Source organism: Paenibacillus hodogayensis, assembly GCF_039536325.1.
Lineage (GTDB): Bacteria > Bacillota > Bacilli > Paenibacillales > NBRC-103111 > Paenibacillus_AB > Paenibacillus_AB hodogayensis.
In genome coordinates this window covers 647,926-659,637 of the sequence record NZ_BAAAYO010000001.1, presented here as the reverse complement: position 1 = coordinate 659,637, position 11,712 = coordinate 647,926, and the positions used below count along the sequence as shown (strand labels likewise).

Here is an 11,712-nt window from a genome sequence, read left to right as displayed (position 1 = left end):
GGCGGCAGCCGGGAAGGAGCGGGTTATCGAATGGGCCAAATGTGGCATCCCGACGATTATTTGGAGGCGCTGTACCGCAGCATAAAGCCGGAATTCCGGTTCCGAGCGCAGAGCGAGGCGGAGTGGGGCGTGTGGAGGAGCGAACTGAAAGAAAGGCTTGCGGCGAGTCTCGGCGGTTTCCCGGACAATGCGGCCGATCTGCAGCCCAAGCTCGTGGAAGAAGTGGACTGCGGAGCATACGTGCGGCAGCGCGTGGAGCTTGTTACGTTCCCGGGACTCACGATGCCGGTGTATGTACTTGTTCCCGCGCGGCGCGACGGACGGCTGCCCGCTGTCGTCGCTTGTCACGGGCACGGCTATGGCAGCAAGGAAATTACGAACCTTCGGCCAGACGGCGTGTCCGCGGCGATGGAGCCCGGCTACCAGCGCCATTTTGCCGTGGAGCTGGCGAAGCGGGGATTTGTCGTCATCGTTCCGGAGCTGCTCGGCTTCGGCGACCGGAGGACGAAAGCGGAGGCCGACGGGGACGGGTACAGCTCCTGTCACGAAATATCCACGTACCTGCTTCAGCTCGGGCTTACGATGGCCGGTCACCGCGTCTACGAGACGATACGCGCCGTCGATTACGCAGCGCGGCGGCCCGAGATCGATCCGGAACGGATCGGCTGCATGGGCATATCCGGCGGCGGGCTCGTCGCCTCGTTCGCAGCCGCGCTCGACGAACGGCTGAAGGCGGTCGTCGTCAGCGGGTACGTCAACACGTTTCGGGCGAGCATCCTGTCCGTCCATCATTGCGTGGACAATTACATTCCCGGTCTGCTCCGGTACGCCGAGCAGCCGGACATCGTCGGTCTGATCGCTCCGCGGCCGCTGCTCGTCGAGTCGGGGACGGACGACCCGATTTTCCCCCTGTCGGCTGCCGACGAAGCTTGCGGGCAAATCGCTGCCGTGTACCGGCTGCTCGGTGAAGAAGAGAAATTCGCCCGCGATACGTTCGAGGGCGGTCACGTCATAAGCGGCGCCCAAGCTTACGATTGGTTGTTGAGGTGGCTGTAAGGGCTGCTGTAAGGGAGCAGGGCCAGGGCAAGAGGAAAGGCAAGAGAAAGGCAAGAGAAAGGGAGATGAAAGGAGAACCGATATATGCTGATGGAACGATACGGGCAGGCAGACCTCGAAGAGCTGCTGCTTCCGCCGGAGCGGATTGCGCCTTTTCCGAAAGCCGGCGACCGGTCTGCCTGGGACAGTCTTCCTCAAGGAACCCGAGAAAGATGGATTGGACTGGCGGAAACATACGCGGACTACGCCTGGCCGGCGATTCGTGCGGACGATTACCGGGGGTATTGGACGACCGGCAATTTGTCCCGTCACATGGACGCGGTATTCGAACGCCGCAGCGTGCTCGGAATGCTGACGGTAGCGGAATGCATGGAAGGGCAGGGCCGCTTTCTCGGGCAGATCGTCAACGGCATTATGGCCGTTTGCGAGGAGACGACGTGGGTCCCTCCGCTGCACCGGCTGCATACGAAGCGCAACATGGACGAATGCATGCCTGATCCATCCGACCATCGCGTCGAACTCGTCACGGCCACGACGACCGAGCTGCTCGCCTGGATTCATTATTTGCTGGAGGAGCCGCTCGAAGCGATCAGCGCGCGCATCCGCCGGCGCATCGAGCGCGAAGTCCGGGCAAGAACGCTCGAGCCTTATATGGCATACGACGACTATTGGTGGATGGGCTTCGTGGAGGGGGCGCGCGTCAACAACTGGAACCCGTGGTGCAACGGCGGCGCCTTGATGGGCTACTTGCTGATGGAGCGGGACGCGGCCGAACGCGCAAGGGCAGTGCGCAAAATCATGCGCAGCCTGGACGCCTTTATCTTTACGTATTCGCCGGACGGCTGCTGCGACGAAGGTCCGATGTACTGGGGAGCTTCGGGAGGGGGGCTGTATGGCTGTCTCGAGCTGCTGGGGGAAGCTTCGGGCGGGAGGATCGACGTGTTTGCCGAGCCGCTTGTGAAGGACATCGGCGCCTACATTTACAAGGCGCATATTTCCGGCGATTACTTCGCCGCGTTTGCGGACGGCGACGCCAAAGCCGGCATTGAGGGGGACGTCATATACCGGTACGGCAAAAGCATCGGCGATGAGCGGCTTATGCAATTTGGAGCGAGCCGCGGCGCAGGAGGCCCCGTCATTTACAGCTGGTTCGGGCTATACGGCCATCTCCGCAATCTGTTTCAGGAGCGGGAGCGGGAAGCGCTCGGAGCGAAGGCGCCCTGCGTTCGCGATGCCTGGTTTCCTCATACGCAGGTGATGACCGCGCGCGAGCGGGAAGGAAGCGAGCAGGGCTTGTACATAGCGGCTAAAGGCGGACACAATCTCGAGTCGCACAACCATAACGACGTCGGGAGCTTTATCGTCTTTGCCGATGGCTGCCCGCTGTTCGTCGATCTCGGCACCGAGGAATACAAGGCCAAGACGTTCGGTCCCGACCGCTACGAGCTGTGGTATGTGCAGTCCAAGTATCACAATTTGCCGACGATCGGAGGCGTTTTGCAGCGGAACGGCAAGACGTACCGGGCGAAGGACGCGATGTACCGGCAGGACGATGCGGCCGCGCAGCTGTCGCTCGATATCGCCGAAGCTTACCCGGAGGAGGCGGGCCTGCTGTCGTGGCGGCGCACGTTCAAGCTGGCGCGCGGCGTCGGGCCGCATCTGGCGATTACGGACGATTTCTCGCTCGCCGAACCGCCTGGGAGCGTGGAATATAGCTGGATGACGCCGTGCGAGCCGCGGTCGCCCGCTCCCGGGCGGTTCCGCTTTGAATACGCCGCCGGACGCTGGGCCGAGCTCGAGTACGACGCGGCTGCCCTGGATGCTCATTGCGAGAAAATCGACTGGATGGACGACCGGCTGAAAGGCAACTGGGGGGAGCGGATGTACCGACTCGTGCTTGCGGAACGGCAGCCGGTCGCGCAGGCAAGCCGGACGTTCACTGTAAGAGCCGGACGTTCACCGTAAGGGCCGAACATTCACCGTAAAAGCCGGACGTTCGCCGTATGAGCCGGCTTTCCCTCATAAAGTCCGGTAAAAATTCGGCTCAAAACCGATCAGTGCTTGACCCATGATGATGTGACTGGAGCGCGCAGGGAGAGAAGGTCGTTGGAAGGAGGCCGCCGCTTTGTATGATATTTCACACAGGAGACGGTCTTTTCCAGGCAATGACGAGTGTTTTATATGAAATATCGTACAAATTTTCGCTTTTGGAATGACGCGTCTTTCTTTTTGTACGATTTTTCGCACAACAGGCATGAATTGGAGTCGCTTTGGTGACAGCTTGTGTGAAAAATCGTACAAATTTCTTCATGCTTCATATGACGTTAACTTCATAAGACGTTAGGTGAAGAAGAGGCTCTCTGGACCTTCACATCGCGTCAAGAACTGATTTTGAGGTAGAGTCAAAAATTCGTCGTTATGGCGGCCGACCATATTGAGCAGGGCTGCATCCGAACGCGCTAGGCGATTCTAGGCGATTCCGAGGCGTACCCGGGCGGTCTCACGCCCGCTATTCCCATGAGCATTGAAGGGAGGTGATGCGCGCATTCGGCACAGGCATACACGACAGTCTCCTGGAAAGGAAGGGAGTAAGGCAAAATGGTGGCTGGGGAGGGAAGTAACTTGTTCAAGCTCAAGAAATCGGTAGCTTCGCTTACTACGATAGCTCTCGCTTTTTGTTTATGGATCGGTTCCGCGCCGCTGCTGCCGGAGCGGACGGCTCACGCCTCGGGAACGAAAATTACGCTGACCCCCGCGATGGTGACGAACGAGTCGGGCGGCGATGCCACGAAGCTCGTCGACGAGCAGGCGGCTGCTGGCAATCCGAGCGCCGGCGACAAGACGCCGGTCATGTCGACGATCTGGCAGCCGGGCTGGAGCGCCGGCATTTACCCGGCAAGCGCGTATATCGACCTGGGGCAGATGTACAATTTGACGGACGTGTATTTGTTCGATTCGTATGATGATCAGCACTCCGTTACGATTTCCGCCGGAAATCCCGGCAATTGGAACAGCTTGTTCACGTATTATACAAACGACTTTTTCGTTTGGAAACAGTTCCCTGTTACGGTTGCGACGCGATACGTCCGCGTGACGATGAGCTCCTACCAGGCTCAGATCGGGGAAATTTTGCTGTACGGCACGCCTGCGAGCGGCGGGGGCGATACGACGCCGCCGGCTACCGTCACGAACTTGACGTACGGGAACGTCACGTCGTCTTCGGTCAAGCTGACGTGGACCGCGCCAGGCGACAACGGCAATACAGGCACGGCTGCCTCGTACGATATCCGTTACCGCACGGGACCGTCCTTCACGGAGGCCGATTGGGCGACCGCCACCCAAGCGCAAGGCTTGCCGGCTCCGGCGGCGGCCGGCACGAGCCAAAGCTTCACGGTCGGAGGGCTGGCGGCCAATACGACGTACAGCTTCGCCATCAAGACGAAGGATGCGGCAGGCAACGAGTCGGGGATTTCAAATGCGGCAACCGTCAAGACGCTGCCGTCCGCTGCGACCGACACGACGCCTCCCGCGCCGATTGCGGACTTGAAGCTCGGCTATGCGGCTGCGTCCTCGATCAATCTGACCTGGACGGCGCCGGGCGACGACGGCAACAAGGGGACGGCCAGCTCCTACGAAATCCGCTACAGCACGTCGTCCATTATTACCGCCAACTGGGCGGATGCCACCCTTGTGTCCGGTGCGCCGACGCCGTATATCGCCGGCGCGGCGCAGGCGAAAAACGTCACCGGCCTAAGCCCGAACACGACCTATTATTTTGCGATCCGCACGAAGGATGCGGCGGGCAACGTATCGGACCTGTCGAACGTGCCAAGCGCCAAGACGTCTACGGGAGCGGTCGGCGGCAAAATTATGCTCGACTCTTCGATGGTGTTCAACGAGACGCTGACCGGCGATGCCGGGATGCTCGTCGACGAGCAGGCGATCAGCGACCCGAAGCAGAACCCGAATGCGCAGCCGCGGCCGACAACACAGTGGAAGCCCGGGGATAAGGACCTGTATTACCCGGCCAGTGCGGTTATCGATCTCGGCACGGAATACGCGCTTAGCGATCTGTATTGGTTCGATCATACCGGCAGAGGAAAAGTAAGATTTTATACGGGAACGCCCGCCAATTGGACGCTGCAGCACGAAACGTCCATGGACGGCTGGGACAAGTGGGACCGGCTGGCGCTGCAAACGACGACCCGCTTTGTCCGGGTCGAAGTGCACAATGCGCTCGATAAGGCCGTTCCGTTCGAAATCGTTCTGTACGGGCAGGCGAACGGCATCCCGAACCCGCCCGTTCCGCCCGCTCCGACGACACGGCCCGGCACGACGATGGAGCAATTTATCGGCATCAACTCGTTTATCGACGTGCCGCTGGACGTCATGAAGGTGGCCGGATTCGTCAGGGAATACCACAACTGGGGTTGGGATGAAGGGAACTATGCGCCGTCGTATCCGTACGCGTATCCGAACAACCGGAACAAGTGGAACCCGAGCTACGTGGTTGCCGGCAGCGCTCCTTGGAACTTCGACGCGTATTATCAAGGTTTGAAAAACGCCGGTATTGTGACGGTTCCGGCCATTCAGCAAAGCGTGCCCTGGCTGAACGCGTCCGGGAAGCCGGTCCCAACGGGAGCAGACCCTAGTCTTCCGGCTTCTTACGCCGCTCACGCGGATCATATGTTCCAGTACGCCGCACGCTATGGAAGTACAGCCGTGGCGGACAGCAAGCTGAAGCTCGCTCCCGACCAGCCGCGCAGCACCGGGCTCGGAACGCTGCAATACTTCGAAAACTACAACGAGCCGAACGCGAACTGGAGTACGAAGGACGTTTACTTCTCCCCATACGAATTCGCGGCGATGTCCAGCGCGGATTACGACGGCGACCAGGGCCGGATGGGCAATACGTTCGGGGTGAAGCAGGCCGATCCGAACGCAAAACTTGTCATGGGCGGCTTGATCGGCCTCAATATCGACTACTTGCAGGCAATAAAGTTTTGGTCCGATTGGAAGCGTGGCGGCAGCTTCCCGGCGGACGTGCTGAACGTCCATACGTATTGCCGCACCGGACCGTTCGACCCGAGCGGCTACGGCATCAGTCCGGAGGCTTGCAATTTGAAGGACGAGATGAAGAAGGTTGTCGATTACCGCAATGCGTACCTCCCGGACAAAGAGTTGTGGATAACCGAATTCGGCTACGACATCAACTCGCATTCGCCGCAGAGAGCTCCGGCAATCGGCGGCGCGACGGCGGAGGACATCCAGGCGGAATGGCTCGTCAGAAGCTATTTGGCACTGGCGGCGGCAGGCGTGGACAAAGCGGCGATGTTCATGATTCGCGACGAGGATGTGAACAGTTGGGGCCAATATGCGAGCAGCGGTCTTGTGACCGCCAAGCCGGATCATACGCCGAGACTGTCGTGGTATTACGTGTACACGTTGAAAAACGCGCTTACCGGCATGCGGTATGCCGACGAGCAGCCGTCGGGCAACCCGAACGTGCGTATTTACAAGTTCAAGAGCGCGACGGACAATAGCGGCGTCTACGTCGTCTGGGCGCCGACGAGCAGCCGCGCGACCGTCAACAACTACTCGCTCGCTCTCCAGGGCAATCCATCGTCGGCGACGCTCATGCAGATGCAGAGCGGCAATACGAACGGCGTCTCGTCCGCACTTCCAATCAATGGCGGGCATGTAACGGTCAACGTCAGCGAGAAGCCGATTTTCGTGAAAGTGAATCAGATGCCTTAGCGGCGTCGGCAGGCCAAAAAAATCCGGACCCCTTCGCGGAGGGTCCGGATTTTTTCACCTTGAGGCGAGACCGTTTTCCCCGGGACGCGCTGAATCAGCGTTTCATCAAGTCTCGCTATCCGACCGGCGCCCCCGCTCGGCTTCGCGCCCCCGGTTTCGCATCCTCCGGCCATGTGACGAAATATTCATGGTCGCACACCGAGGCGCAAAATTCGGTCAGGCTCATCGACGTCTTCTTTTTGAACATTTTGCCGAACGTATGGACGTCCTTGTAGCCGACGCTATACGCGATTTCGCTGAACGACATTTTCGTTTGCAGCGCGAGCTGCTTCGCTTTGGCGACCCGGGCCCATGTCAAAAACTGAACGGGCGTGACGCCGAACGTCTTGTTGAACTGGTTGATGATATAATTCCACGTCAGTCCGAACCGCTTCTCCAGCTCCGCCGGATCGATATCGCGGTCGAGATGCTCGACGATATGCTTTTTGATTTGTACCATGCGGGCCAAATTTTTTTGCTGGCTGCCCGTCGGCGCCTTGCTTTCCTTTTTGCCGGCGGACGTTTCGCTCAGGATGAGCAGCAGCAAGCCTTGGCACAAAATCCGGTTATGCAGGCCGGACTGCTTGTATTTGGCGGTAAGCTCGTAAAGGTACTGCTCGGCCGGCCGGTCGGCGAAGTTGCCGACGTAATATTCGTTCCGGTACAGCTCCTCGAACGGAAACGGGTTGTCGGCAAAATGAAACACGATCGAGATGGAGACGTAATCGCTGTCCGGGAGGGCGCGCGCGGAATGAACGTCATACGGCCGATACAGGAGCAGGTCCCCTTTCGACAACGAATACGTACTTCCCTCTACGACATACTCCGATTTACCGCCGATTACGTATTCGAACACATACTGTTCGAGCACCCGGCTATCCATCCGCCATTCCCGCGGGGCGGTGAAAATGTGCGCAAGCGTCACGTACGGAGGGAAATAGCTGTGCTCCAGCTTTCCCAGCGTTTCGCGCGGAGCAAGCGCTGCCAAGTCCGGTTCGCGCATCTAAAACTCCCCCTGTCGCCGTGAGATGTCCTACTTCCTTATTCCCCGTTCGGCACCCGAAATCCTTCCTTCGTCAGCCGGTGACGACAAAGCCGACAAGGGGGCCCGTTCCGGTCGGATCGGCATGCAGCGCGAGGCTTGTGCCAGATGTTTCCGCTGCCGTTTCGGTCGCCGCGAGCACGGCGCGGCCATCGGCAAGCCGATACGATTCCACGGCAGTGAACGTGCGGTCGATGGAAATCGTTCCGGGCGAGAACGGGATGCAGGCAAGCCGTTTCGTCTCGAACACGTCCCGTTCGTCCTGCGAGACGATCGCCCACTGGCCGCTGAAGCGGATGCCCGCGAGTCCGTCGTAAGCGGTCTCGCCTTCGGGACTGCCGCGGAGCGCCAGCGCCGTAATGCGATCGCTGCCGTTTATATCTTCGACCCGTCCCCAAGATATGATAGAAGGCTCTTCGCCGGAGATGCCGGGATCGGCGTCGAGCCAGAGCGGTTTCCATCGGGACGTTCTCCGGCCCCACCGTTCGAGCGCGTGCCAGCGGCACAGATGCGTCTCCGTCATGCGCTGTCCGTCGGAATCGAACTCCCCGAGCGTCAGCCCGTTGGCGCCGACCACGGCCGTATCGAGCAGGATCGACTCGACTGCGCCCGCGAAGTAACCCGTCGACGTATTGACGGGCATCCCGTGCGCCGCCGCCAGCGCCGCCCACATACAACGCTGGTTGTGCCCGCTCCGCTCGTACGCCGCGCTTTCGCCGGCATCGCCCAGATCGTCGATGTTAATCATATCGGTCAGCGGGTGAAGGAGCGGGTGGAGGCCGTAATAAATGATTGTGATGTCCGGGCTGACCGCTTTGGCGGCGGCGCCGACGATGCGCAGCAATTCGGCGCACAGCCGTTCGCCCCGCAGCGCCGGATCGCGGGGAACCGCCGCGTCCGGCCCGGGAAAGCCGTAGCCGAAGTCCAGCTTCAGCGCAACAGGCCCGTACCGTTTGACGAGCCGTTCCGTCCGGTCGGTCAAATACGTTCTCGCCCGCTCCGAGCTCGGGTCGAGGCAGTAATGGTAGCGGGTGCCGGCGATCGGATCCCCAGCCCACGTCCACAGCCGCGGCTTGCCGTCGGCGCCGCAAAGCAAATCGTTGTCGTCCAGTCCGAACTCCTCCGGCCGGTCGATCCACCCGACGGATTGCCATAAGGCAATGGCGTAGCCTTTGGCCTTCAAATAATCGATATCCCGGTCAAACTCGGGAAACAGCTTCGCGTTCGGCTCCCCGGACCCCATCGACGATTCCCAAGGGTCGTCGATGACGATCATTTCGGCCGGAAGCGTTTGTGCTACCCGGTCGGCATATCCTTTCAGGTCAAAGCGGCGCAGACGGAAATCGCCCCATGTGCATAGAAACGTGCGGAAATGGCGCGGATGCTTCGCCGGACCGACCGGGAACGTCCGGTACAGCCGGTCGTAGGCGTCGTAAGCCGACTCGCCGGCGGCGATGCGCAGCGGTTCGCGCCACTCGCGGCGCTGCGGATCGGAAGGCTGCCACAAATCTTCGCGGTACGCATAATGCAAGCTGGCGGTGGAGCCTTGCACCTTCAACGAAAGCGGCGCATCCGGAATAACGCCGGGACCGAACGCGAGCCAGGTTTTCGCCTCGCCCATCGCCGCCGCATACAGCGGACGCGGAAAAGCGCCGGCATACAGGGAGCCCGTCGCGCCTCCGAAGCTGCCGAGCGGGAGCGTGGCGTCGCCGAGATCCCAGGCGCGGAACATGCTCCGGGTCGGTCCGGTTCCCGCGCACGGTATGCAGTAGCGCTCCGCGCGCCAGCTCGGCCAGAACGCTTTGTCCAGCCTCGGCGCACGCTGCAGCTCGGTTGCGGTCATGCGCCGCGAGCCGAAATGCATCGCGACGATGCCGACCGGCATTCGCCAGTCGACGGCAAGCGAGGCAAAGCGAATGCCCCACGGCTCGAGCACGACCTGGAGCGTTCCCGCGCCGTATTCGCCGAAGTCCAAGTCGAGAGTGCGGATCGTCGGCGCCGTCTGCGATACACCGCTTACCCGTGCGTCGGCGTATGCCGTCGAGCCCGGCGAGAGAACCAGTTCGAACGAAGGGAGCAAGCCCCCTCTCCAGACGACGGCGCTCGTCGAGGCGTCGGTCAGGCGGGCGGCGTCCGTTTCCAAATCCCAATGGAAGCGGTTACGATTCATGTCCATGCTGATAGCGGTTCGGTTCATGGCGGGAGAGCTCCTTCTGCTGATTTGACATTCATTATAATGAATGTCTTGACGAATGTATGTGGCCGAAACCATGCATTCGGTTGCCAATATCGCGATAATGCGGGGTACCCATATATTGGGCACCTTTTTCGATATGACGGCCAAATCCAACTGGAAGCGTAATCATTATAATGATCTCAAGCGCGCTTTAACGGTTATCGCCTGAAATCAAATATCCATTATGGGGGAGTTGCCTTGAATCGACCGGTACGAACGACAACGTTAGCCGTTTGGATCGCTTGCAGTCTGCTTTCCGCCACGCTTGCGGCGTGCAGCGGATCGGGCGGAGGAGATGCGAAGCCGACGGGAACCACACCCGCGGATACGAAAAACGACGACAAGAAGGACGATGCGAAGGGAACGGCAGCTCTCGCCGGACGGACGATCCGCATCGCCGGCAACGCCGACTATGCGCCGAAGCCGGATAACCCGCTAGGTGTGAAAGCGATTTCCCTGCAAAAGGAAGTCGAAAAGAAATATAACGTCAAAATCGAATACGTAGCCGTTCCGCAGGCGGAATACATGGATAAGCTGAAAGCTTCGATCCTGAACGGCTCCCCGATCGCCGATATCGTGTTCATGGGCAGTCCCGGAGCGGTTCCGGCGCTGACGGAACAGGGCCTGGTGCTGCCGATCGACAATTTGCTGGTCATGAGCCGGGAGAAAGAAATTCCCGTCGAAGCGTTCTCGAAGCTGACCGGCTATAAAGGCAAGACGTACGGCTTCGGGACGAATTCGAGCGTGGACCAGATCGGCATCTTTTACAATCGCGCGATGTTCCGCACGAACGGCTTGCCCGACCCGCACGAATGGGTGAAGAAGAAGGAATGGACGTGGGACAAATTCCGCGAAGTCGCCAGGCAGTTGACCAAGGATACGAACGGGGACGGCAAGCCGGACCAATGGGGATTGACCGGGTACGCCGGCGATTGGTTATGGTTCAACATATTGGCCAACGGCGGCTCGATCGTCGACATCGAAGCGGGCAAGCAAAAGTTGGACGATCCGAAATCGATCGCGGCGATGGATTTCATGGCCAAATTGTTTACGGAAGACAAAGTCGTCGCCGACCCGACGTGGGCGTTTCTCGATCTGTTCGCGAAGGGCAACATCGGCATGACTCCGAGCTTCTCCTGGACGGGGTCCACCTGGAAGGAAAAGATGAAGCAATACGGTTACGGCTTCCTGCCGATGCCGCTCGCTCCGGGGCAGACGGACTATGCGAATCCGGCGAGGCAGGTGAACTGCTACTTCCTTCCGAAAGGCGTGAAAGATCCGGCCGCCGTGCTGCAGGTGTGGAAGGAGCTTCAGGTATGGGACAGCAAGGAGTGGGTGGAAACGTACTACAACACCCAATACGACAACGAGGACGATATCGAAGTGGCGAGAATGCTGGCCGGAAAAGTTCGCTACGATTTCTTCGCGGGCATTCACGGCGGCATCATTGATAAGATCGGCACCGAGCTGGCGACCGGCAAAACGACGGCGGCCCAAGCGGCGAAGACGTACGGTCCGCAGCTGCAGGACAAAATAGACACGATTCTCAAGCAGTAATGCCGTTGGCCGGGTAAGCCGGTTC

Annotated in this window: 6 protein-coding genes; 4 read left to right on the top strand and 2 right to left on the bottom strand. The window is 60.1% G+C overall.

Annotation, left to right across the window (positions count from 1 at the left end; genetic code table 11):
* Positions 1 to 30 precede the first annotated feature (30 nt).
* The 3 genes from ABD796_RS02545 to ABD796_RS02535 all read left to right on the top strand — a co-directional run bounded on the left by ABD796_RS02545 (position 31) and on the right by ABD796_RS02535 (position 6,813).
* Positions 31 to 1,056, top strand: a complete 1,026-nt coding sequence (locus tag ABD796_RS02545; protein ID WP_344902339.1) for a dienelactone hydrolase family protein — start codon at positions 31 to 33, stop codon at positions 1,054 to 1,056.
* A gap of 84 nt (positions 1,057 to 1,140) precedes the next feature.
* Entirely contained in the window at positions 1,141 to 3,021 is a 1,881-nt protein-coding gene (locus ABD796_RS02540; RefSeq protein ID WP_344902337.1) for a heparinase II/III domain-containing protein, read from the top strand.
* 657 nt (positions 3,022 to 3,678) lie between these two features.
* On the top strand, positions 3,679 to 6,813 hold the full coding sequence (locus tag ABD796_RS02535) for a fibronectin type III domain-containing protein (RefSeq protein ID WP_344902334.1): 3,135 nt from the start codon (positions 3,679 to 3,681) through the stop codon (positions 6,811 to 6,813).
* A 115-nt stretch (positions 6,814 to 6,928) separates the two neighbouring features.
* Here ABD796_RS02535 and ABD796_RS02530 read toward each other — a convergent pair whose 3' ends face one another.
* On the bottom strand, positions 6,929 to 7,855 hold the full coding sequence (locus ABD796_RS02530; protein WP_344902331.1) for a helix-turn-helix domain-containing protein: 927 nt from the start codon (positions 7,853 to 7,855) through the stop codon (positions 6,929 to 6,931).
* A 73-nt stretch (positions 7,856 to 7,928) separates the two neighbouring features.
* Positions 7,929 to 10,091 carry an alpha-amylase family protein gene (locus tag ABD796_RS02525; RefSeq protein WP_344902327.1) on the bottom strand — a complete coding sequence of 721 codons (2,163 nt, stop codon included), beginning with the start codon at positions 10,089 to 10,091 and terminating at the stop codon, positions 7,929 to 7,931.
* Between the two features lie 237 nt (positions 10,092 to 10,328).
* On the opposite strand from ABD796_RS02525, the gene ABD796_RS02520 reads away from it, so the two are divergent.
* Entirely contained in the window at positions 10,329 to 11,687 is a 1,359-nt protein-coding gene (locus ABD796_RS02520) for an ABC transporter substrate-binding protein (protein WP_344902324.1), read from the top strand.
* Positions 11,688 to 11,712 lie beyond the last annotated feature (25 nt).

What these genes read in the sequence shown, in the direction of transcription:
- ABD796_RS02545 (WP_344902339.1), top strand. Translation starts at nt 31, where the DNA reads ATGGGCCAAATGTGGCATCCCGACGATTATTTGGAGGCGCTGTACCGC.
- ABD796_RS02540 (WP_344902337.1), top strand. Translation starts at nt 1,141, where the DNA reads ATGCTGATGGAACGATACGGGCAGGCAGACCTCGAAGAGCTGCTGCTT.
- ABD796_RS02530 (WP_344902331.1), bottom strand. Translation starts at nt 7,855, where the DNA reads ATGCGCGAACCGGACTTGGCAGCGCTTGCTCCGCGCGAAACGCTGGGA.
- ABD796_RS02525 (WP_344902327.1), bottom strand. Translation starts at nt 10,091, where the DNA reads ATGAACCGAACCGCTATCAGCATGGACATGAATCGTAACCGCTTCCAT.